The following is a 22,188-nucleotide window of genomic DNA, read 5'->3' on the forward strand; positions in this document are numbered from 1 at the left end:
GATGAACGCGCCAAGGCCACACGACCTGCTCTGGGGCATGCCCGTATCTGGCCTGCCTGCCGATGCGCCGCGTTGGGCGCAGGATGTGCTGCTGAGCGGCCAGCCGGTGGTGGTGCGCCGTGCCACCTGTGCGGACGGCTGGGTGGCGGTGGGGCTGCGTGGCCAGGGCAGGGCGCAGCGGTCGGGCGTACTGATGCGGCTGGCCGATATCCAATGTCAGCAAGGCCCCGAAGCGCTGCGCTGGCAGGCGGAAAGCCCTTGGCCTGCATTGCAGGCCCTGGCCTCGGTCGCCCCGGTGCTGGATGCCAGCGGCCTGGCCTGGGGGCCGACAGGTGGGGTGGGGTATCAGCTCGCCACCGGTATGGAGGTGGTACACGCCGAGAGCGACCTGGACTTGCTGCTGCGCACGCCACAACCACTGGCCCGGGCGCAGGCGCGTGCGCTGCTGGATATTCTCGATTGCGCGCCTTGTCGTATCGACCTGCAGCTGGAAACCCCGGCGGGCGCTGTCGCCCTGCGCGAGTGGGCCGGCTTCGCCCGCCGCGTGCTGCTCAAGTCGGCCGATGGCCCACGCCTGGTCAGCGACCCATGGGCAGTGATGGAGCGTGCCGCATGAGCAGCCTGTTCGCCTTCCCCGGCCAGGGCGCTCAGCAGGTGGGCATGCTGCAGCGCCTGCCCGAGTGTGCCGGGCAATTGCTGGAAGAAGCCAGTGACACCCTCGGCCAGCAGGCCTTGGCGCTGGACAGCCAGCAGGCCCTGCAGACGACCCGTGCCGTGCAGCTGTGTCTGCTGCTGGCTGGCGTGGCCTGGGCGCGCTGGCTGATGCAGCGCAGCCCCGCGCCGGATTACGTGGCGGGGTTGTCGATCGGCGCCTATCCGGCAGCGGTCACGGCGGGCGCCCTGGGCTTTGCCGATGCCGTGCGCCTGGTTGCCCTGCGTGGCGAACTGATGCAGCGCGCCTATCCGCAAGGCTATGGCATGACTGCACTCAGCGGCCTGGACCTGGCCTGCGTCGAACGCTTGTTGAGCGACACAGGCGGCGAGGTGTATGTCGCCAACCTCAACAGCGACGACCAGATCGTCATCGCCGGTAGCGATGACGCGATGGCTGCGGTTGCCGCCAGGGTACGCCGCCTGGGCCAGGGCGTGGCCCGGAGGCTGGCGGTCAGCGTGCCGTCGCATTGCCCGTTGCTGGATGGCCCCGCGGCCGAACTGGCCAGTGCCTTCGCCACGGTCGAGTTGCAGCGACCGCGTATCACCTACCTCAGCGGCAGCAGCGCACGGCCGGTGTTCGATCCACAGCGTCTGCGCGACGACCTGGCCGGCAACATGGCGCGGCTGGTCGACTGGCGTGCCACGTTGCGCAACGCCTATGAGCGTGGCGTGCGTCTGCACCTGGAGTTGCCGCCCGGCAACGTGCTCGGCGGGCTGGCCCGACCGGTGTTCGAACAGGGCAGGGTGGTTGCTGTTGAAGGCACCCGCTGGGACACCCTGGATGCGCTGCTGCGCCAGGAGGTGGCTAACGAACGATGACAGCGGCACTGCGGCGGATGGTGACCCCTGTGGGAGCGGGCGTGCCCGCGAAGCAGGCACCTCGGTGAATGGCACGGGCGTCGCCCGTGTTCGCGGGCACGCCCGCTCCCACAATGACCGCGATAGCCGCACAAAAGTGTGTTTACGAAGAACAACAACAAGCAACTTCGACACTACCTGAGGACAACAACAATGATCATCTATGGTGTGGCACTGCTGGCGGTCTGCACGCTTGCCGGCGTCATCGTCGGCGACTTCCTGGGCGTGCTGCTGGGCGTCAAATCCAATGTGGGCGGGGTCGGTATCGCCATGATCCTGCTGATCTGCGCACGCCTGTACATGCACCGCAACGGCGGCATGAGCAAGGAATGCGAGTTCGGCGTGGGCTTCTGGGGCGCCATGTACATCCCGGTTGTGGTAGCCATGGCTGCCCAGCAGAACGTGGTCACCGCCCTGCACGGCGGGCCGGTGGCGTTGCTGGCGGCGGTGGGGGCGGTACTGGTGTGCGGTGCGACCATTGCCCTGATCAGCCGCAGCCACCGCGGCGAACCCCTGCCGGCAGTGGAGGCCGGCCCCGAAAGCAATGTGCAGGCTGCCCCTGCAGGAGGGCGTTGATCATGTGGCCGATCATCGACAATGCCCTGGAACATAACGGTTTGATCACTGCCTTCGCGGTGGTGGGCGCGATCATGTGGTTGTCGGTGGTGCTGTCGAAGTACCTGACCTTCGGCCGCGTGCACGGCTCGGCCATCGCCATTGTCATCGGCCTGGTGCTGGCCTGGGGCGGTGGCACCATAACCGGTGGCCAGAAAGGCCTGGCCGACATGGCGCTGTTCTCTGGCATCGGCCTGATGGGCGGGGCCATGCTGCGCGACTTCGCCATTGTCGCCACGGCCTTCGAGGTGCAGGCCACCGAGGCGCGCAGGGCCGGGATGATCGGCGCGGTGGCTCTGCTGCTCGGCACGGTGTTGCCGTTCATTGTCGGCGCGGCGGTGGCCTACGCGTTCGGTTACCGTGATGCGGTGAGCATGACCACCATCGGTGCGGGTGCGGTGACCTATATCGTCGGGCCGGTGACCGGGGCGGCGCTGGGGGCCAGCTCGGACGTGATGGCGCTGTCGATTGCCACCGGGCTGATCAAGGCGATCCTGGTGATGGTGTTCACCCCGGTATCGGCGCGCCTGCTGGCGCTGGACAACCCACGTTCGGCGATGGTGTTCGGCGGGTTGGCGGGAACGGTGTCGGGGGTGACGGCCGGGCTGGCGGCGACCGATCGGCGCCTGGTGCCGTACGGGGCACTGACAGCCACCTTCCATACCGGGTTGGGCTGCCTGATGGGCCCATCGATCCTGTACTTCTGCGTACGCGCCCTGGTCGGGTGACAACAATCTGCTGGCCTGCGCAGACCCCTTGTAGGAGCGGCCTTGTGTCGCGATCGGGCCGCAACGCGGCCCCAGCGATATCCGCATCGCCGTCAAGATCCTGGGGCCGCTGCGCGCCCCATCGCGACACAAGGCCGCTCCTACAGGTACAGCGACAACCTCGAGAGCAATGCTGTACCTGTGGGAATATCTCGTGACGAACACCTGCAAACCACCCCCCGTTTCGGGGAAAACCGCTGGGGAATCCTCCCCAACCTGTGTCGTTTACCGCTGCAACCAACTGAAAATAAAAGCAATCCGTTCCTGGCATACACCTTGCTCCAGCTCCACGCAGAGATCCTGTGTACCGGAGGTGCAGCATGTCTATGCCACTCAAAGGCCCCATCCTGTCATCACTCGTACTGGCCTTGCTCGGCTGGGAGTCGACCAGCGAAGCCGCCGTGCAGTGCCAGCGCACCCTGGTCGCCAACGTGGTGGCGCTGGACCAGCCACTGATGTTCAACCGCCTTGGCGCGCAAAACGCCAACGGCATGATGTTCGCCCTGCGCGAGGATGTGGTGGACGACAAGATGGTCCCCCTCAGCAGCGGCGGGGCGGCGGTACCGGGCAAGGTCACCCTGCGCCCGGACAAGCGCCCGCGGCCCATCGTGCTGCGGGTGGCCGCCGGTGAATGCCTTACCGTCAACCTGACCAACCTGCTCGACTACAAGGCCAACCCCAACAAGCACGGCATCGAGGCTGAAGAGCCTGAGGGCGAAGCGGAGGGGCCGGAGCTTGAAAATGACGCCGCCGAAGGCTTCGTAGCCGACGAGCAGGTGGCCGAGCGCATGGTCGGCTTCCAGGTCAACGGCATGCAGGCGGTCAACAGCATCGCCGACATTTCTGCCTACACCGGGCGTAACGGCAACTTCTTCGTCAGCCCAGGCAGCACCCGCAGCTATACCTTGTACGCCGCACGCGAAGGCGCTTTTGCCGCTACCAGCAAGGCCGCCACATTCGGCGGCGAGGGCACTGCGGGCAACGTTGCCAACGGCCTGTTCGGCCAGGTAGTGGTGGTGCCAAAACTCGGCCGCACCTACCGCAATACCCTTACCGAAGAAGAAATGCGCCTGGCCACCACCGGCCGTACCGCCACCGGCCAACCGGTGATCGACTACGAAGCCCGCTACCCGCAAATGCAACCCTGGATCGCCGAAGGCAAGGCCGGCAAGCCGATCATTGCCATGGTCGACGGCAACCAGATCATCAACAGCGAAACCGATGCCATCGTCATGGGCCCCAACCCCGATGGCAGTTTCCCCAAGTCCACCTACCCGCTGGAAAGCCTGGGCAAGCGCAACCCGGCGTTGCCCAACCGCCTGGAGGCGTTCCGTGACTTCGCCTCGCAGTTCGCCGACGAGGTCGCCGGCACCCAGGCGTTTCCTGGTTACTGGGCCGACCCGGTGATGGGCCACGTACTGGAACCCACCCGCGACTCGTTCATGATCAACTACGGTTCCGGTGGCATGGGCGCCGAAGTGGTGGCCAACCGCCTGGGCGTGGGGCCGATGCATGACTGCCTGTCGTGCGCCTATGAGGAGTTCTTCCTCAGTTCGCACACGGTCGGTGATGTCGGTACGCTGGTGGACGTGCCGGCCAACGTCGGCCTGGAGCACATCCGTCCTGGCGAGGTACCACCGGCCAGCGCCGTCGGGGTCAAGGCCAGCATGGCCCTGTTCCCGGCGGAACCGGCCAACGTGCACCACAGCTACATCGGTGACTTCACCAAGTTCCGCAACACCCACAACGGCCATGAACAGCACATCTTCCACCTGCATGGCCACCAGTGGCTGTTCAACCCCAATGACGACAATTCCGACTACATCGATGCCCAGGGCATTGGCGCGGGGGTCGGCTACACCTACGAAATCGCCAACGGCGGTGCGGGCAACCGCAACCGGGTGGCGGGCGATGCCATCTACCATTGCCACTTCTACCCGCACTTCGCCCAGGGCATGTGGGCCATGTGGCGAGTGCATGACGTGTTCGAGGAAGGCACCCGCCTTGAAGTGAGCGGGCAGGGCGAAAACGGCTACCACAGCACCCCGTTCGCCCTGCGCAGCGGCAAGCCGGCGGTTGGCGCACGGGCCCTGCCCGATGGCGAGATCGTTGCCGGCACGCCGATCCCGGCCATCGTGCCGCTGCCCGGCAAGGCCATGGCGCCGATGCCAGGCAAGGTGGTGGTGGTACCGAAGCTGTCCGAAGAGCTGGTTGCTGCCAATGACGACGAGCCCGAAGAAGAGGATGACGAGCCAGCCAACCAGGCGCCGGTTCGCAAGGCCATCGGCTCGCTGGCGCTGGTCGACCGCAGCGACGCCAACCGCAACGCCGACGGCACCTTGAAGAACCCTGGCTATCCGTTCTGGATCGGCGGTATGGAAAGCAGCGTGGGCAACCGCCCACCAACCCCGCCACTGGACATGCTCGACCCGGCCATGGCACGCCAGCTCAAGGAAAGCGGCAAGGCTCTGTGGGCCAACCTCGACCCCAACCAGGTCGATGGCTGGGACGGTGGCCTGGGGCGCCATGCGCTGGACGGCGTATCCGCCGGCGGCGAAGCCGAAACCACCACCACCAAGCTCGATTTCACCAAGGTGGTACACAAGGCCAAGCCGATCTATCTGCCCGAAGAAGGCACCGATGTCGAGCAGGCGGCCATGCAGTTCCACGCCCAGGCCGAACACCAAAGCTTTGCCCTGATCCCCGGCAGCGAGCCGGTGGCCAAGGCGTTCCGCACCAACGGCGCATTGCCCACTGCCGGCGCGCCGTTCTACGAGCCGTGCATGGATGACCGGGGCAAACGCCTGACCCAGTCCTCCGGGGTAGGCGAATACTTCAGCGGCGAAAGCCTGTCGGGCCTGAACTTCCGTGGCGCCTCGGCCTTCACCGCCGACCGTCCACGCATCTACAAGGGCGCCAACATCCAGTTCGACGCGGTGTACAACAAGGTCGGCTACCACTTCCCGCAGGCACGCATCATCGCCCTGTGGGAAGACGCCTGGCCGGTGATCACCAAGCAGCGCCCGCCAGAGCCGCTGGTGATGCGCATGAACACCTTCGACTGCACCATGTACCAGCACACCAACCTGATCCCGAACATCTACGAGATGGACGACTACCAGGTGCGCACCCCGACCGACGTGATCGGCCAGCACATCCACCTGCCCAAGTGGGACCTGACCGCCGCCGACGGCTCGGCCAACGGCTGGAACTACGAAGACGGCATCCTCTCGCCCGGCAGCGTGGTCGAGCGGGTGCAGGCCATTCGTGCCTACAACGGCTGCACCCAGGGCGATAGCCGCGACGGCACCGCCGCCTGCCCACAAGCCCGGCAGCACCCGTACTTCGGCCGCTTTGGCCGGGCCGACTGGCTGGGCGCACGCACGGCCATGCAGCGCTGGTTCGCCGACCCGCTGGTGAACGTGTACAACGTCGACCGTGGCCTGGGTACCATCTTCACCCACGACCACCTCGGCCCATCGACCCACCAGCAGCTTGGGCTGTATGCCACCGTGCTGGCCGAACCGGCCAACTCCACCTGGTACCACGCCGAAACCGGCGAGAAGCTGTACAACCCGGCCACGCGGCAGGACGGTGGCCCAACTTCGTGGCAGGCGGTGATCCAGACCGGTGACCACGACGGCGACGGCAAGAACGACAGCTACCGCGAGTTCTTCCTGGAATACAGCGACTTCCAGCACGCGTACGAGGCCGGTGTGTACGTCGGCGCCGGGCCGGACGGCATCCCCAATGCCCAGTCGTACCCGGCCACTGCCGACAGCTTCCGCTACGCCATCAACCCGCCCGTGCGCGGCAAGGCATCGAACCTGCTGGAGGCCATCGTCGAAGAACGCGGCGGCATCAACCCGGGTTGCCCAAGCCGGCCCTGCCCACAGGCCATCTCGGTGGATGACCCGGGCATGTTCGTCGTCAACTACCGCAACGAGCCCCTGGCCCTGCGTGTTTACGACCCCAACAAGGTCGGCCCGGACGGCAAGCGTGGCATGCAGGCCGACGGCCTGGCCGGCGACCTGAGTTACGCCTTGCAAACCCGTACCGACCGCGCCATCCCGGCAATGAACCTGGCGCCCTCGGCGATCACCTCGGCGGTCGGCCCCACTGGCGGCACCACGCTGTTCCCGCCGCACATCAACGCTGCCGGCAGCGAACCGGGCGACCCGTTCACCCCGATGCTGCGCACCTACTCCGGTGACAACGTGCGCCTGCGCATGCACGCCGGTGGCCATGAAGAGGAGCACAACATCACCTTGCATGGCGTGAAGTGGCTGCAGAACGGCACCGGCTACGGCAACAGCTCCAACTCGGGCTGGAAGTCATCGCAGATGATCGGTATTTCCGAGCAACTGGGTTTCATGGCGCCGGTGTCGATGATCTCCAGTTCGGCGGCCACCAACGGTGACTACCTGTATTCGCTGGATGCGGCCCTGGAGGGCTACTGGAACGGCATCTGGGGCATCATGCGCAACTACACCGCGCAGCGTGCCGACCTGTTCCCGCTGCCCAACAACCCGCAGCCGGTGGCCATGCGCAACACCGTGAACTTCGATGGCATCTGCCCGAAAACCACGGCCAACCCCAACGGCATCGGCACCCGCCCCACGGTCAAGCGCAGCTACGAGATCGTCGCGGCACTGGCCAACGATATCCTCGAGAACCGTAACGGTGTCAGCATCAACGACCCGGCCGGTGTCGGCCAGCATGTCGGCGGCCCGCTCAAGGCCAACGGCGGCACCTTGGTGTTCAACAGCCGCAAGACCGCCATTCCGCTGGTCAGTGGGGTAGACCCCGAAGATGGGGAAACCTTCACCATCGGTGGCCACAGCGCGCCGCTGCACGACCCGACCGCGATCCTGTACGTGCGCAAGGCCGACCTGGACGCCACCACCGGCAAGCTGAAGGCGGGCGTGCCCGTGGAGCCGCTGGTGCTGCGCGCCAACGCAGGCGAGTGCATCAGCATCACCCTGGAAAACCGCCTGCCACTGGTAATGCCGGACTTGCCCAGCACTGCGGTGATGCACAACGTGGTCAAGCGTGACCGCTTCGACAGCGAGGGTGCCACCGCGTTTGCCAACAATCTGATGCGGCCATCCAGCCACGTGGGCCTGCATGCCCAGTTGCTGGCCTACGACATCACCAAGTCCGACGGCGCCAACGTCGGCCTCAACCCGGTGCAGACCGTGGCCCCGCGTACCGGCACCAGCGGCGCCTGGCCGACCCGTACCTATCAGTACTATGCCGGCCACCTGGAGCGTGAAGGCAAGCCGGTGTCGCAACTGGGCCGCACGGTAGACAACATCAACACCACGGCCATCGAATTCGGCGGCCTCAACCTTACCCCGTCGGACGTCATCAAGCAGCCGCAGAAAGGCCTGGTGGGTGCCATGAGCATCCTGCCGCAGACCGCCACCTGGACCGAGGACACCGCAACAAGGGCCCAGGCCACGGTCAAGGTCACCGGCCAGCCGGACTACCGCGACTTCGTCACGGTATGGCAGCGTGCGCTGAACATGCGCTGGGCCGACGGTCGCCCGGTGGAGGGCATCAATACCGAAGGCAACGGCGCCGCCGGCGACCCTCAGGACAACGGCAACATGGCGGTCAACTACAAGACCGAACCCCTGTGGCTGCGCTTCGGCATGGCCCCCGACTCACCCTTCGGCCGCGCCGGTGGCCTGGGCTTTGGTGATGTACCCAACGCCCATATGGCCTACGCCAACGCCCTGGTCGGTGGCGACCCGCAAACCCCGGTGCTGTACGCCAAGCCCGGCCAGCCAGTGCGCAACCATATCGTGATGCCCAGTGGTGGCAGCCGCGGCATGGTCTATCAGCTGGATGGCCACTTGTGGCCACTGCACAACTACCAGGCCGAGAAGAACGACGTGGACGGCTACCCGCTGAGCCTGCCCGGCATCGGCTCGGTGCGCTTCGGCTACAACCCGATGGCCATGTACATCGGTGCCCAGGAAAGCGTGCTGCCAGCGGCGCACTTCAGTTTCATGCTGCCCAGTGCCGGCGGCGCCAACGCGGTGGCGGGTGACTACCTGTTCCGCGACTACGCCGCCTACGGCAACCTCTCGGGGCTGTGGGGGATCTTGCGAGTGACCAATGAAGCGCCGCCGGCAACGGCACCGGCGCAGTGACGGTAAATGGGGGCGCGAACATGAACAAGAAAACCCGCCTTGCATGCATGGGTGTAGCACTGGGGGCAGCGCTGATCGGCCTGGGCGTAGCCTATGAAAGCCTCTGGTGCGATCCGCGCGAGTATCTGCAGGACGCTGACGACCCGCAGGCCCTGCACCGGCTGAGCCGGGACGGCGTGACCGTGGAGTTCGAGGCCCGGCCGCTGGCGGGGGGCGAGCTGCAGGAGGGCAGCTTTGCCAACATCCGTTTCAAGGTCAGTGACCAGGCCAGTGGCCAGCCGTTGTCGGGCATGGCCCCAGGGGCGTGGATCGACCCGACGCAGTCGGCCCCGGAGGGCGACCGCGACCAGAGCTGCAAGGCCCGTGTCGCGCTGTTTCTCAAGAGCAGCATCGGCGCCCGGCCATTGCTCGACCTGAACGGTTACTTTCTGTTGATGATGAACAGGGACGCCAGCCTGACGGTGATCGACCCGACCGTGTCGGTGGGCGGCGTGACCAGCACCATGGCCCGCATCGACCTGCCTGGGCGGCCCATGGACTGGGTGGCCACCAGTGACGACAAGCTGGTATTCGTGTCCATCCCCGAGCGCGGCAAGGTCTCGGTGATCGACACCGAGACTTTCACCCGCGTGGCCGACCTGGACGCTGGCGACCAGCCGCTGCGTGTGGCCCTGCAGCCGGACCAGCACCGGCTGTGGGTAGGCAACAACAGCAGCGACCCGGCCAAGGGCGGGGTGACGGTGATCGATGTACCGGGTCGCAACACCCTGAAAACCTTCAACACCGGCAGCGGGCACCACGAAATCGCCTTCAGTGCCGACTCGCGCTACGCCTATGTCAGCAACCGTGACAGTGGCACCCTGAGCGTCATCGACATCCCGGAAATGCGCCTGGCCAAGACCATCAAGGTTGGCCCGCACCCGCTGTCGGTCAGTTACTCGGCGTTGTCCCAGGCGGTGTACGTGGTCGACGGCGAGGAGGGCAGCGTGCGCGTGTTCGACGCCCGCAACCACCAGCTGCGGCACACGGTCCAGGCCGATCCGGGCCTGGGGCCGATGCGCTTCAGCAGCGATGGCCGCTACGGCATCGTGCTCAACACCCTGGAGAACCAGGCCCTGGTGATCGACGCCAGTACCGACAAGCTGATCCACCAGATCCCGGTGGCGGCCGAACCGTACCAGCTGACCTTCACCAAGGGCTATGCCTACGTGCGCGGCCTGGCTTCGTCGAAGGTGAGCATGATCAACCTGGCCAGCCTGGGCGAGGGGCGTTCGCCGATCATCCAGGGCTTCGAGGCCGGCCCGGCGGCGCCACGCCAGGCGGGTGACCTGCCGCTGGCCCAGGGGCTTTCGGTATCGCGCGACGACAATTCGGTGTTCGTGGTCAACCCGGTGGACAACACCACCTACTTCTACGCCGAAGGCATGAACGCACCGATGTCCGGTTACAACAACCGCGGCCACCAGGCCCGCGCCGCCATCGTCGTCGACCGCAGCCTGCGTGAACTGGCACCGGGCGTGTACGGCTCGACGGTGAAGATGCCCGCGGCCGGCAAGTTCGACGTGGCCTTCCTGCTCAACCAGCCGCAGATCATCCACTGCTTCAGCACCGACGTGGCCGCAGCGCCGAATGCCGGCAAGCGCAAGGGTGCGCACGCCGAGTTCATCGGCCTGGACAGGCCGTTGTCGCAGCACAGCGCCATTAATGCACGGGTGCGCATCCTTGGCGACGATGGCCAGCCGCGCCTGGGCCTGAACGACCTGAGCCTGCGTTACTTCCTGGCGCCTTCGTCGATGCCGCGCAACCTGCGGCTGGAGGAAGTGGGCGAGGGCATCTATCAGGCAGCCCTGACCCTGCCAGAACCCGGTGCCTGGTACCTGCACGTGCAGTCGCCGTCGCTGGGGCGCAGGTTCGCCGAGGAAAACTACACCAGCCTGCGCGTCCTGCCGGCCGCAACGTCCACCGTTTCCGAGAATGACGTGAGGAATCTGCGATGAACGCCAAGCATGCTTGCAAACTGTTGGCCTTGAGCCTGGCTTTTGCCGGCAACCTGGCCCAGGCCCATGGTGGCCACGACCACAACGGCCACGCCGAACAGCCACCGGCGGCGCGCCAGGAAAAGGCCAGCGTGCGCTTTGCCGATGTCTCGCTACTGAACCAGGACGGCATGCCGGTACGCCTGGAAAAAGACCTGGTGGGCGACCACCTGGTGGTCATGGGCTTCATCTACACCAGCTGCACCACGGTGTGCCCCGTGGTGTCGTCGATCATGGGCAAGGTCCAGCAGCAACTGGGTGGCCGGGTAGGGCAAGACATTCATCTGGTGTCGATCAGTGTCGACCCGCAACGTGACGACGCCAAGCGCCTGCAGGATTACGCCAAGGCCTTCCAGAAAGGGCCGGGCTGGAGCTGGCTGACCGGCACGCCGTACGCCATCAGCGAAACCCTCAAGGGCCTGGGCAGTTTCAGCGCCGACCTCAGCCAGCACCCACCGCTGATCCTGGTGGGCGACGGGCGCACCGGGCACTGGACGCGCTACTACGGGTTTACCGACCCGGCTGTGCTGATCGATGAAATCAACCGCCTCGGCGCCCGCCGGGTGCATGCCAAGAGCACGGCCATTGCCGACCATCACGAGGTGCAACCATGAGCCAGACAAGCTCCCGCCGCGTAGGCATGCGCGGTTTTGACTGGCTGGTGCTGGGTGGCTGCCTGTGGATCCTTGCCTCGGTGGCGCTCGCCCATGAAGGCCATGCCCCGCAGGCGCCAGAGCCGCAGCCGGCCCCGCAGGCGATGACCAGTGGCGGCGGTACCCGCGATGCCCAGGCCTGGTTCACCGACACTGTGCTCAAGGACCAGAACGGCCGCGAGCTGCGCTTCTACAGCGATGTGCTCAAGGACAAGGTGGTGATGCTCAACGTGATCTTCACCCACTGCACCGACGCCTGCCCGCTGATCACCCGCAAATTGCGCGAAGTGCGTGAGACCATGGGGCCGCAGCTGGCCAGCCAGGTGACCTTCGTGTCGATCAGCAGCGACCCGCTCAACGACACCCCCGAGGTGCTCAAGGCGTTTGCCGGGAAGCAGGGCGTGGATGGGCCCAACTGGTTGTTCCTGACCGGTAACAAGGCCAATGTCGACCTGGTGCTCGGGCGCATCGGCCAGTTCCTGCCCAGCCCCGAGCAGCATTCCACACAGCTGATTGCCGGCGACGTGGCCGGCAAGCGCTGGAGCAAGATCCGCCCGGATGCACCGCCGGCGGCGATTGCCCAGCGCATGCAGTTGCTGGCACTGCCTCTGGCAGGGCGGTGAGCATCATGCGCAGTACTTCGCCAATGCCGGCGCCTAATTTGGCGCGAATCCCGGCGCGAATCCTTGTAGGAGCGGCCTTGTGTCGCGATCGGGCGCGCAGCGGCCGTAAAACCGGCATACCCGGAGTACCTGATGAAACACATTCGCCGGTCCTGCGGCCGCTGCGCGCCCGATCGCGACACAAGGCCGCTCCTACAGGGATTCGCGTCCGTATTGAAGCACTGCTGCGCTATCTGGCATTTGCATTAGGCATTGCCATGTGCAGCGGTGCACTCGCCCTGGACCTGACCGAACATGAACAAGCCGGCAAACACCTCTACCGCCAGGGCATCTCCAGCAGCGACGCACAGTTGCAGGCCCGGGTCGGTGCCAGCGACATGACGGTGCCCGCCAGCGTGCTGCCCTGTGCCAGCTGCCACGGCAACGATGGCCGCGGCCGCGCCGAAGGGGGTGTACGCCCGCCCAGCCTCGACTGGCAGCGCCTGGCGCAAGGCCAGGGCGAACGCGAGGTCAACGGCCGGCGCTATCCGGCCTACACCGACAGCAGTCTGGCCCGGGCCATTCAGCACGGCGTCGACCCGGCCGGCAATCGCCTGGACCCGGCCATGCCACGCTTCGAACTGACCCTGGCCGACCAGCGCAACCTCACGGCCTACCTCAAGCGCCTGGGCCAGGAGCGCGACCCCGGCGTAGAGGAAGGCGTGCTGCGTTTGGGCACCCTGCTGCCGGCATCCGGCCCGCTGGCCGAGGCCGGCCAGGTGGTGCGTACTGTGCTGGAAGACGGCCTGACGCAACTCAACCAGCAAGGTGGCATCCATGGGCGACGCCTGGAACTGGTGGTGCTCGACCCGGGCCCCGACCCGGTCAGCGCCGAGCGGGCGCTGCAGCAGTTGCTGGAGCAGGAGCGAGTGTTCGCCCTGATCGCGCCATTGGCACCCATGCTCGACCAGCGCCTGGCAACCTTGCTGGCACCACACAATGTACCGCTGATCGGCAGCACCCCACGCAGCGGTGGCAGCCCACAGATTTTCGACCCGTTGCCCGGCTTGCCTGTGCAATTGCTCAGCCTGGCCGGCCACGCCCGCGCGGCGTTGGGCCTGGCAGCGGGCGACTTGCGTGTGGTGTATGCCGGCAACGAACAAGCGGCGTTGGCCGAGCAGGTGCGCGAACGCTTGCAGCAGCAGGGCTGGGTACCACCGGCGGCCCAGGCCTTTGCTGGCCAGCCCGTGGACGGGCGGGGCATTGTCTTCCTCGGCCGTGCCCAGGCCTTTGCCGAACTGGCTTCGGCACTGCAGTCAGCCGGCCGCCAGCCATACCTGTTCGCCGCCTCCAGCCAGGTGACCGGCGCCGTGGCGCGCTTGCCCGAGGTTTGGTCGCAACGGGTGTTCCTGGCTTATCCGTACGTGCCCGAGGACTGGACCGAACAGGGCCTGGCGACCCTGGCCGGCCTGCAGCAGCGCCAGGGCCTCGACCCACGCCAGGCGTCGTTGCAGGTCAACACACTGTGCGCCCTGCGCCTGTTGAGCGAAGCGTTGAAGCAGACTGGCCGTGACACCAGCCGCGAGCAGCTGATTGCCGCGCTGGAAGGCCTGCATGATGTGTCCACCGGCCTGACTCCGGCCTTGGGCTTCGGCCCAGGTCGTCGGCAAGGCATGGCCGGTGCCCATGTGGTGGCGGTGGCCCTGCCCGGGCCGCGCTTTACCGCAGTCACCCCGTACCGGCCACTGCCGGAAAACCCTTGAGCGGAGGTTGCCATGCGTGTTCTGTTGTTGTGCCTGTTGCAGGTGCTGGCCAAGGCAGCCTGGGCTGACATGCCGGTGGCGCGGGTCAACGGTGTGGAGATCGAGACGATGCGCCTGGAGCGCTATTTCAGCGAATACCTGGACGCCCAGGGCCGCGCGGTAGCCAGTATCCGCAACCCCAACCTGTATCAGCGCCTGCGCGACCAGGCCCTGGATGAGCTGATCGACAAGGAGCTGTTGTGGCAGGAGGCCCAGCGCCGCGGCATAGCCGTCAGCGATGAGCAGGTATCGGCGCATGTGGGCGAGGTCGAGGCCGCGCTTGGCAGCCCGGCAATTTTTGAGCGGCGGCTGGCGGAAGCGGGTTTCGATAGGGCACAGTACAATGAGTACACCCGGCGCGAGCTGGCCGCGCAGCAGGTGTATGCCCAGCTCAGCGCGGTGGCCGCGCCCAGCCAGGCCGAAGTGGAGGCATTCTATGATGCCAATTCGCGAAAACTGCAAGGAGTGCAGCAACAAAGTGACGACTCTTCGGTCATACGCGAACAGGGCCTGGCGCTGGCCAGGGCCGCGCTCATCGGGCAGCGGGAGGCGCAGGCGCGCCAGGCCGTGCGCCAACGTTTGCGTGCGTCCGCTACCGTTGAGATCGCCAACTGAGGCCCCTGATGGCGTTTCCCCAATGCTGGGGAATAACGAAGTAGCAGTGTGCTATCAGTTTCCCCGCATGTGGGGAACGGGGCCGGTACGCCTGTTTGCCGCGTTGCGGGTGGTGATCGGCGCCCCTGCAAAATCAATGAGTTACGGTTATTCAGCATGACTATTCACGCCTGGCACGAAGCCTGCTCAAGCCTGTACAGGGGCGCACTTCGCAGACCGGGTTACCGGGCAGTTCTTGGGAGTCGACCTTGGTGAACAGAGTATTGGTAGTCGATGACGAACAGACTCTTGCGCAGAACCTGCAGGCGTACCTGCAGGCGCAAGGCCTGGAAGTTCATGTTGCCCACGACGGTGCCAGTGGTATCGAGCAGGCTGCAAGCCTGGCACCGCAAGTGATCGTGCTGGATTACCGCTTGCCCGACATGGAGGGGTTTCAGGTTCTGGAGACCGTACGCAGGAACAGGCAGTGCCACTTCGTGCTGATTACCGCCCACCCCACCGTCGAGGTGCGTGAGCGGGCCGCCGAACTGGGTGTGAGCCATGTCCTGTTCAAGCCGTTCCCGTTGGTGGAACTGGCCCGTGCGATCTTCGACCTGATGGGCATCGAGCGCCGGCGCAGGGCCACGGACAACCCGGCTGAAGGGTTCGTCGAACGACGCCAGAACAGGAACGAATCGTTCCCCCTGCAGTTGTACGATGGAAGCTGGGTTTTGGCCGACCGCCGCCGTAACGGCGCCAAGCCTCCAGGGCCCGACGACGATCAACTGCTCACAGGGGAATAGCGGCGCCCGCACCCTTGGCCGAGCCAACCTGCGACGCGCCCCTGAGCGGAGTCGCAGGCCATGCCAGAAGCATTCGATGCAACCCAGGACGCTCTACCGCCTGCACCGGCCTCTTCGCGGGTACACCCGCTCCCACAGGGGCACTGCAATCCTGAAGATATCGAAAATCCTGTGGGGGCGGGTTTACCCGCTAAAGGGCCGGCACAGGTAAAAGCATATTCTGCCTACCCCCGCGACCTGTTGGCCCAGGCCCGCCTGCAAAGCAGCGACGAACGCCTGCTCACCCGCCTGGAACAGCTGGCCTGCGACACCCCCGACATATTCACTCAGCGCCTGGGCCATACCCTGCATTATCCGGTGCTGGGCAGCCATGCCCTGCTGGCCAGCACCCCACGCTTCGACAAGGTCAGCCTGGCGATGTGCCTGAAGCGTGAATTCGTGCTGATCGAGCAGGGCGGCCAACTGCTGGGCGTGTTCGCTGATCCCTTCGACCACGCCCGCCTGGCCTGGATCGACGATGTGCTGCAAGGCGCACCGCTGTACCTGGCCCATGCCGCAGACCTGGCCACCTTCCTGGCCCGCCATGAAGAAAGCTTCCACGCCGTGGACGCTCTTGACCACGACGCCGAAACCAGCAGCGAAAGCGACCCGCTGCAGCGCCTGTCGCTGGCCAGCATCAGCGAAGACCAGAGCCGCGTGGTTAAGCTGGTCAACTCTACCCTGTACGACGCCCTCAAGCTGCACGCCAGCGACATCCACCTGGGCATGACCGGCCAGGGCCTGACCATCAAGTACCGCATCGACGGCGTGCTCAACGGCGCCGGCAAGGCCAGCGGCAGCGCCTTCGCCGACCAGGTGATCTCGCGCATCAAAGTGATGGCCGAGTTGGACATCGGCGAAAAACGCGTGCCCCAGGACGGCCGTTTCAAGGTTGCCGTGGGCGACCGGCAAATCGACTTCCGGGTATCGATCATGCCCAGCATCTTCGGCGAAGACGCGGTGCTGCGGGTGCTCGACAAGCAGGACCTGTCCGACCGGGTCAGCGGCGTGCAGCTCCAGGCCCTGGGCTTTGCCGAGGAAACCCTGCGCGCCCTGCGCCGGCTGGCCGCCGAACCGTACGGCATGATCCTGGTCACCGGCCCTACCGGCAGCGGCAAGACCACCACCCTGTACGCCATGATCAGCGAGATCAACCACGGCGTGGACAAGATCATCACCATCGAGGACCCGGTCGAATACCAGCTGCCCGGCGTGCTGCAGATCCCGGTCAACGAGAAGAAGGGCCTGACGTTCGCTCGCGGCCTGCGCTCGATCCTGCGCCACGACCCGGACAAGATCCTGGTCGGCGAAATCCGCGATCCGGACACCGCGCAAATTGCCGTGCAGTCGGCGCTCACCGGCCACCTGGTGTTCACCACCATCCACGCCAACAACGTATTCGATGTGATCGGCCGCTTCAGCCAGATGCAGGTCGACCCCTACAGCTTCGTCTCCGCGCTCAATGCGGTGCTGGCCCAGCGCCTGATTCGCCTGGCCTGCCCGCACTGCGCCACGCCGTGCGAAGTCGACGACGACACCCTGTACGGCGCAGGCCTGACCCGTGAGGGCGTGGCCGGCTGGAGGTTCGTCCGCGCCCAGGGTTGCGGTCAGTGCCGCGGCAGTGGCTACCGCGGCCGCAGTGCCATCGCCGAACTGCTGCACCTGGACGACGACCTGCGGCAGATGATCGTCGAGCGCCGCCCCCTGTCGCAAATCAAGAACCTCGCCTGCCAGCGCGGCCTGCGCCTGCTGCGGGCCTCGGCCCTGGATCTGGTCCGGGATGGCCGTACCACTCTCGAGGAGATCAACCGTGTCACATTCATCTGATCGTGGCGCTTACAGATACAGCGCCGTACTCGGTGCCGAAGGTGTGGGCCTGGGTAGCTGGCACGCCAATCACCACCAATGGCTGGGCAGCCGCGACTTTACCTGCGATGCCACCCAGCCGGCCTGGGAGGCCGCCGCCGACGCCCTGGCCACGCTGCTGGCCGAGCATGCTGTGCGCGGTGCCCAGTTGCGGGTACTGCTGTCGGCCCGCTACAGCCGCTTCTGCCTGGTGCCCTGGAGTGATGCCATCAGCCACCCGCGCGAGCTGGACGCCTACGCCCGGGCCTGTTTCGAAAACCTCTACGGGCAGCCGCTGGACGACTGGCGCATCGTGCTGTCGCCCGAGCCGGCAGGTGCCGCGCGCATCGCCACGGCGCTGCCCGAAGCCTTGCTGCAGCGGCTGCAGGCGCTGGGCCGGGAAAGCCACCTGAGCCTGCGCTCGGTGCAGCCGTACCTGATGGCCGCCTACAACCGCTGTTCGGCACAGCTGGAGCAGGGTGACTTCCTGTTCGTCCTGGCCGAACCGCGCCGCAGTGTGCTGCTGCTGGCCGCCGGAGGGGCCTGGCAGCAAGTGCTGGCGCAAGGCTGCGCCGATAGCGACCAGGCCCTGCAAGCACTGATCGAGCGCACCTGCGAGCTGTACGGTGAGCACCTGCCACGGGTCTACCTGCATGCCCCGGGCCGGCGCGAGGTGCCGCAACTGGCGGCGGTGCAGCTGTGCCAGCCGGCCAGCGATGCCGACCCGCTTTGCGCCATGTGGCGGGCGGTGGCCTGACATGCGCCGTCTCGACCTGGAATTCCAGCCCCGGCGCAGCAGCCCGTTGGCCTGGTCGCTGCTGGCCGTGGCGAGTGCCATGGTCGCCGGCCTGGTGCTGGTGCAACAAAGCTTGCAGGCCGAGCAGGTCGAAGTGGAGGCCAGCGTGCACCGCCTGGAGCAGCAACTGGGCCGTCGCCCGGCCACTGTCGCACCGCTGAGCAGCGCCGCCAGCCGCGAACAGGTCGAGCGCCTGGCGCAGATGCAAAGCGTGTCGCAGCAGCTGCAACGGCCCTGGCAGCAGCTGTTCGGCATGCTCGAAGCGCAGCCACAGGACGACGTGGCCCTGCTCAGCCTGGCCCCCGACGCGCGCAAAGGCCAGCTGCGCATCACCGCCGAGGCGCGCAACCTGGAAGCGATGTTGCAGTACCACCAGCGCCTGGAAGGCAGTGCCGAGCTCAGCGATGTGTCGCTGCTCAACCACGAGGTGCTGGCCGCGCAGCCCGAGCACCCGGTGCGCTTCACCCTCACCGCCACCTGGGAGACCGGCCATGCGCGCCCGTGAATCGCTGAACAGCCTGATCCTCCAGGAACGTCTGCGTCGCATCGGCCCGGTCGGCCTGGCAGCGGTTGCGGTGGGCCTGCTGGCCGTGGGCGTGCTGTGCGTCGGGGTGTTGCCGCAATGGCAGAACCTGCGCGAGCTGCGCGCCGCCGAAGCGGACGCCAGCGTGCAGGTCGAGCGGGTCAGGCGTGGCGAGCTGAAGATCGCCATCAAACCCGAGCAGCAGGCCCTCGACAGCCTGCGCCAGCAACTGCCGGGGCAGCCCCAGGCCAGTGCGCTGATCGAGCGCGTGTACCACCTGGCCAGCGCCGAGCACATCAGCCTCGCGCGTGGCGAATACGCCCTGGGCATCGACCCCAGGACGCAACTGGCGCGCTACCAGATCGTGCTGCCGGTGCGCGGCAGCTACCCGCAGATTCGTGGCTTCCTCAAGGGCCTGCTCAAGCAGTTGCCGACCCTGGTACTGGAAGACCTGGAGCTGCAACGCAAACGCATTGGCGACAGCGAGCTCAACGCCCGCCTGCGCATGACCCTTTACCTGTCGAGGTCGTGATGAACACACAACGTGCTGTCATCTGGGTTGGCTTCCTCGGCGTGAGCGCGGCGCTGGCCTGGGCCCCGGGCCATTGGTTCGGCGAGGAAGACAGCGTCGTCCCCTTCGCGGGCAAACCCACGTCCACAAAATCGGCGGAAACCACGGCCCCTGTGGGAGCAGGTTTACCCGCGAATGGGCCGGAACAGGCCTCCAGGGATCTGTTCCCAACCCAGCAATGGACCAAGCCCCAGGCCCTGGCCACCGTCACCGAACAACCCGTGGTCACCGCACCCGCCGTAGCCGCAACCCCGACTGCCCCGGCCCTGCCATTCCAGTTCATTGGCCGCATCGGCGACCGCGACGACCTGCAGATCTTTCTGCAGAGCGGAGAAAAACTCTACGTCGTGCGCCAGGGCGACGTGATCGAAGACACCTACCGCCTCGAACGGGTATCGGCCAGCGAGCTGCATCTGGTCTACCTGCCTTTGCATCAGTCGCAGACTTTGTCTGTAGGGAGCGCACCATGAAGTCGTCAAAGCTGTGCAAACCGGCTCCGTTCCTGCTAGTGGCGCTGTGCGTGGCCATTGCCGGCTGCGGCTCCAGCGCGGTACGCAAGGACAGCGACCAGCTGATGAAGGAGGGCCAGTACGAAGCCGGCATCGCCAGCCTGGAAGAAGCCTTGCGCGAAGACCCACGCGACACAGAGCTGAACATCGCCCTGGCCCACAGCCGCCAGGCCGCGGTCGAGGCGCTGCTGACCCAGGCCGACGCCGACCGTATCCGCCACGACTTCGCCAGCGCCCGCATGGGCTATGGCCGTGTGCTGACCCTGGAGCCGAACAACCGCCGCGCCCAGGAAGGTATCCGCCAGCTGGAGCTGATCCGTACCCTCGACGAGCGCGTGGCGCTGGGCCAGGCGGCGCTGCGCCAGGGTGACCTGTTCGGTGCCGAGCGCTACATGCGCGAAGTGCTGCGCCTGGACCCGCAGAACCAGAAGGGCATTGCCCTGCGCAGCGACATCGAGAACGTGCAGGCGCGCACCGCGCAACCGTTCCCGCAGCTGCGCAGCAAGCTGGAGCGGCCGGTGACCCTGGAGTTTCGCGATGCCAACCTGAAGACCATCTTTGAGGTGCTGTCCCAGGTCGCCGGCATCAACTTCATCTTCGACAAGGACATGCGCCCGGACATGAAGGCCACCATCTTCGTGCGCGAGTTGCGCATCGAGGACGCCGTGGCACTGCTGCTGGAGCAGAACCAGCTGCGGCAGAAGATCGTCAACGAAAACACCCTGATGATCTACCCCGACTCGCCACAGAAGACCAAGGACTACCAGGAACTGGTCATGCGCACCTTCTACCTGACCAGCATCGACTCCAACACCGCGCTGAACATGGTCAAGACCATGCTCAAGACGCGCGACGTGTTCGTCGACGAACGCCTCAACACCTTGACCATGCGCGACACCCCCGATGCCGTGCGCATGGCCGAGAAGCTGCTGCAGTCGCAGGACCAGTCGAACCCCGAGGTGGTGCTGGAAGTGGAGGTGATGGAAGTGGCCACCTCGCGCATCCTCGACCTCGGCCTGCAATGGCCGAACACCTTCGGTGTGCTGAGCTCCGACGGCCAGCCGGTGAGCGTGCTCGACCAGCTCAAGGGCATCGACTCCAGCCGCATCAGCATCGCGCCGGCGCCGCAGGCCAAGATCAACGCCCAGGACAAGGACATCAACACCCTGGCCAGCCCGGTGATCCGCGTCAGCAACCGTGAGCAGGCACGCATCCACATCGGCCAGCGGGTGCCGATCATCAGCGCCACCTCGGTGCCGTCCACCCAGGGCCCGGTGATCACCGAAAGCGTCACCTACCTGGACGTCGGCCTGAAGCTTGAAGTGCAGCCCACCGTGCACCTGAACAACGAGGTGGCGATCAAGGTAGCCCTGGAGGTGAGCAACGCCACCCCGCTGGAGGCCACGCGTCAGGGCACCATCCCGGTCCAGGTCGACACCCGCAACGCCCAGACCACCCTGCGCCTGCACGATGGCGAAACCCAGGTGCTGGCCGGCCTGGTGCGCAACGACCACAACGCCAGCGGCAACAAGATCCCGGGCCTTGGCGACATCCCCGGCCTGGGGCGGCTGTTCGGCAGCAACAAGGACGACATGAGCAAGTCGGAGCTGGTGCTGGCGATCACCCCGCGCATCGTGCGCAACCTGCCGTACCAGAGCCCGTCGGACATGGAGTTCGCCACCGGCACCGAGTCGGCCATGCAGGTGCGGCAGATGGCGCCGTTGCCGCCGGCAGATGTGCCTGGCAATGCCCCGGCCACCGACGCACCGGTGGTGGAAAGCCAGATGGCGATCGCCCCGGCCAAAGGGAGCCCGCGGCCATGATCGCGCAGCGCCGCATGCAGGGCTTCAGCCTGATCGAGGTGGTGCTGACCCTGGCACTGCTCGGGATGCTTGCCAGCATGGCCGCACCGTTGACCGAAACCGTGGTGCGCCGCGGCAAGGAGCAGCAGCTGCGCGAGGCGCTGTACCAGATCCGCGATGCCATCGACGCCTACAAGCGCGCGTTCGATGCCGGCTACATCGAGAAGCGCCTGGACGCCAGTGGCTACCCGCCGAACCTGCAGGTGCTGGTCGACGGCGTGCGCGATGTGCGCAGCGCCAAGGGTGCCAAGTTCTACTTCCTGCGGCGCATCCCGCACGACCCGCTGGTGGCGACCAAGGGTGAGGATGAAGGCGGTTGGGGATTGCGCGCCTATGACAGCAGCCCGGACAACCCGCGCGAAGGCGAAGACGTGTTCGACGTGTATTCCAAGGCCCGCGGCAAAGGCCTGAACAACATCCCCTACGGGCAATGGTGAC

The 22,188-nt window shown here is 66.4% G+C and carries 18 protein-coding genes; all 18 read left to right on the plus strand.

Going from position 1 to position 22,188, the window contains the following annotated elements; translation table 11 throughout:
* Position 1 precedes the first annotated feature (1 nt).
* The 18 genes from V3314_RS14980 to V3314_RS15065 all read left to right on the plus strand — a co-directional run bounded on the left by V3314_RS14980 (position 2) and on the right by V3314_RS15065 (position 22,187).
* Positions 2-616 carry a malonate decarboxylase holo-ACP synthase gene (locus V3314_RS14980; protein ID WP_108481591.1) on the plus strand — a complete coding sequence of 205 codons (615 nt, stop codon included), beginning with the start codon at positions 2-4 and terminating at the stop codon, positions 614-616.
* Positions 613-1,533: a malonate decarboxylase subunit epsilon gene (gene mdcH / locus V3314_RS14985; RefSeq protein ID WP_338459197.1), complete on the plus strand. Its 921-nt coding sequence runs from the start codon at positions 613-615 to the stop codon at positions 1,531-1,533. The genes V3314_RS14980 and mdcH overlap by 4 nt, the downstream gene beginning before the upstream one ends.
* A 192-nt stretch (positions 1,534-1,725) precedes the next feature.
* On the plus strand, positions 1,726-2,148 hold the full coding sequence (gene madL, locus V3314_RS14990; protein ID WP_003258591.1) for a malonate transporter subunit MadL: 423 nt from the start codon (positions 1,726-1,728) through the stop codon (positions 2,146-2,148).
* 2 nt (positions 2,149-2,150) lie between these two features.
* Entirely contained in the window at positions 2,151-2,915 is a 765-nt protein-coding gene (gene madM / locus V3314_RS14995; protein WP_046614357.1) for a malonate transporter subunit MadM, read from the plus strand.
* Positions 2,916-3,274: 359 nt separating this feature from the next.
* A complete protein-coding gene (gene mnxG, locus V3314_RS15000) occupies positions 3,275-9,115 on the plus strand; it encodes a manganese-oxidizing multicopper oxidase MnxG (protein WP_338459198.1) in 5,841 nt (1,946 codons plus the stop codon).
* A gap of 20 nt (positions 9,116-9,135) precedes the next feature.
* Positions 9,136-11,112, plus strand: a complete 1,977-nt coding sequence (locus V3314_RS15005; protein ID WP_046614355.1) for a cytochrome D1 domain-containing protein — start codon at positions 9,136-9,138, stop codon at positions 11,110-11,112.
* Positions 11,109-11,765 carry an SCO family protein gene (locus V3314_RS15010; protein WP_046614354.1) on the plus strand — a complete coding sequence of 219 codons (657 nt, stop codon included), beginning with the start codon at positions 11,109-11,111 and terminating at the stop codon, positions 11,763-11,765. Before V3314_RS15005 ends, V3314_RS15010 begins: the two co-directional genes overlap by 4 nt.
* Positions 11,762-12,427: an SCO family protein gene (locus V3314_RS15015; RefSeq protein ID WP_135002467.1), complete on the plus strand. Its 666-nt coding sequence runs from the start codon at positions 11,762-11,764 to the stop codon at positions 12,425-12,427. Before V3314_RS15010 ends, V3314_RS15015 begins: the two co-directional genes overlap by 4 nt.
* 257 nt (positions 12,428-12,684) lie before the next feature.
* On the plus strand, positions 12,685-14,169 hold the full coding sequence (locus tag V3314_RS15020; RefSeq protein WP_338459199.1) for an ABC transporter substrate-binding protein: 1,485 nt from the start codon (positions 12,685-12,687) through the stop codon (positions 14,167-14,169).
* A gap of 12 nt (positions 14,170-14,181) precedes the next feature.
* Complete coding sequence (locus V3314_RS15025) at positions 14,182-14,823, plus strand: SurA N-terminal domain-containing protein (protein WP_108481597.1); 642 nt, start codon at positions 14,182-14,184, stop codon at positions 14,821-14,823.
* A 248-nt stretch (positions 14,824-15,071) separates the two neighbouring features.
* Positions 15,072-15,605, plus strand: a complete 534-nt coding sequence (locus V3314_RS15030; RefSeq protein ID WP_046614351.1) for a response regulator — start codon at positions 15,072-15,074, stop codon at positions 15,603-15,605.
* Between the two features lie 60 nt (positions 15,606-15,665).
* A complete protein-coding gene (locus V3314_RS15035; RefSeq protein WP_338459201.1) occupies positions 15,666-17,471 on the plus strand; it encodes a GspE/PulE family protein in 1,806 nt (601 codons plus the stop codon).
* A complete protein-coding gene (locus V3314_RS15040; protein WP_338459202.1) occupies positions 17,455-18,246 on the plus strand; it encodes a hypothetical protein in 792 nt (263 codons plus the stop codon). Before V3314_RS15035 ends, V3314_RS15040 begins: the two co-directional genes overlap by 17 nt.
* 1 nt (position 18,247) lies before the next feature.
* Positions 18,248-18,790: a pilus assembly protein gene (locus tag V3314_RS15045; protein WP_338459203.1), complete on the plus strand. Its 543-nt coding sequence runs from the start codon at positions 18,248-18,250 to the stop codon at positions 18,788-18,790.
* Positions 18,777-19,340, plus strand: a complete 564-nt coding sequence (pilO, locus tag V3314_RS15050; RefSeq protein ID WP_338459204.1) for a type 4a pilus biogenesis protein PilO — start codon at positions 18,777-18,779, stop codon at positions 19,338-19,340. The genes V3314_RS15045 and pilO overlap by 14 nt, the downstream gene beginning before the upstream one ends.
* Entirely contained in the window at positions 19,340-19,849 is a 510-nt protein-coding gene (locus V3314_RS15055; protein ID WP_046614346.1) for a hypothetical protein, read from the plus strand. The genes pilO and V3314_RS15055 overlap by 1 nt, the downstream gene beginning before the upstream one ends.
* Complete coding sequence (locus tag V3314_RS15060; protein ID WP_046614345.1) at positions 19,846-21,711, plus strand: secretin N-terminal domain-containing protein; 1,866 nt, start codon at positions 19,846-19,848, stop codon at positions 21,709-21,711. Before V3314_RS15055 ends, V3314_RS15060 begins: the two co-directional genes overlap by 4 nt.
* Positions 21,708-22,187, plus strand: coding sequence for a type II secretion system protein (locus V3314_RS15065; RefSeq protein WP_196182640.1), 480 nt, complete (start codon positions 21,708-21,710; stop codon positions 22,185-22,187). The genes V3314_RS15060 and V3314_RS15065 overlap by 4 nt, the downstream gene beginning before the upstream one ends.
* Position 22,188: the final 1 nt, after the last annotated feature.

The organism is Pseudomonas sp. TE3-3-F2023 (genome assembly GCF_036784815.1).
GTDB classification, from domain to species: domain Bacteria; phylum Pseudomonadota; class Gammaproteobacteria; order Pseudomonadales; family Pseudomonadaceae; genus Aquipseudomonas; species Aquipseudomonas pudica.

Coding starts and splice junctions, on each gene's coding strand:
- V3314_RS14980 (WP_108481591.1), top strand. CDS start 2: ATGAACGCGCCAAGGCCACACGACCTGCTCTGGGGCATGCCCGTATCT.
- mdcH (WP_338459197.1), top strand. CDS start 613: ATGAGCAGCCTGTTCGCCTTCCCCGGCCAGGGCGCTCAGCAGGTGGGC.
- madL (WP_003258591.1), top strand. CDS start 1,726: ATGATCATCTATGGTGTGGCACTGCTGGCGGTCTGCACGCTTGCCGGC.
- madM (WP_046614357.1), top strand. CDS start 2,151: ATGTGGCCGATCATCGACAATGCCCTGGAACATAACGGTTTGATCACT.
- mnxG (WP_338459198.1), top strand. CDS start 3,275: ATGTCTATGCCACTCAAAGGCCCCATCCTGTCATCACTCGTACTGGCC.
- V3314_RS15005 (WP_046614355.1), top strand. CDS start 9,136: ATGAACAAGAAAACCCGCCTTGCATGCATGGGTGTAGCACTGGGGGCA.
- V3314_RS15010 (WP_046614354.1), top strand. CDS start 11,109: ATGAACGCCAAGCATGCTTGCAAACTGTTGGCCTTGAGCCTGGCTTTT.
- V3314_RS15015 (WP_135002467.1), top strand. CDS start 11,762: ATGAGCCAGACAAGCTCCCGCCGCGTAGGCATGCGCGGTTTTGACTGG.
- V3314_RS15020 (WP_338459199.1), top strand. CDS start 12,685: ATGTGCAGCGGTGCACTCGCCCTGGACCTGACCGAACATGAACAAGCC.
- V3314_RS15025 (WP_108481597.1), top strand. CDS start 14,182: ATGCGTGTTCTGTTGTTGTGCCTGTTGCAGGTGCTGGCCAAGGCAGCC.
- V3314_RS15035 (WP_338459201.1), top strand. CDS start 15,666: ATGCCAGAAGCATTCGATGCAACCCAGGACGCTCTACCGCCTGCACCG.
- V3314_RS15045 (WP_338459203.1), top strand. CDS start 18,248: ATGCGCCGTCTCGACCTGGAATTCCAGCCCCGGCGCAGCAGCCCGTTG.
- pilO (WP_338459204.1), top strand. CDS start 18,777: ATGCGCGCCCGTGAATCGCTGAACAGCCTGATCCTCCAGGAACGTCTG.
- V3314_RS15055 (WP_046614346.1), top strand. CDS start 19,340: ATGAACACACAACGTGCTGTCATCTGGGTTGGCTTCCTCGGCGTGAGC.
- V3314_RS15060 (WP_046614345.1), top strand. CDS start 19,846: ATGAAGTCGTCAAAGCTGTGCAAACCGGCTCCGTTCCTGCTAGTGGCG.
- V3314_RS15065 (WP_196182640.1), top strand. CDS start 21,708: ATGATCGCGCAGCGCCGCATGCAGGGCTTCAGCCTGATCGAGGTGGTG.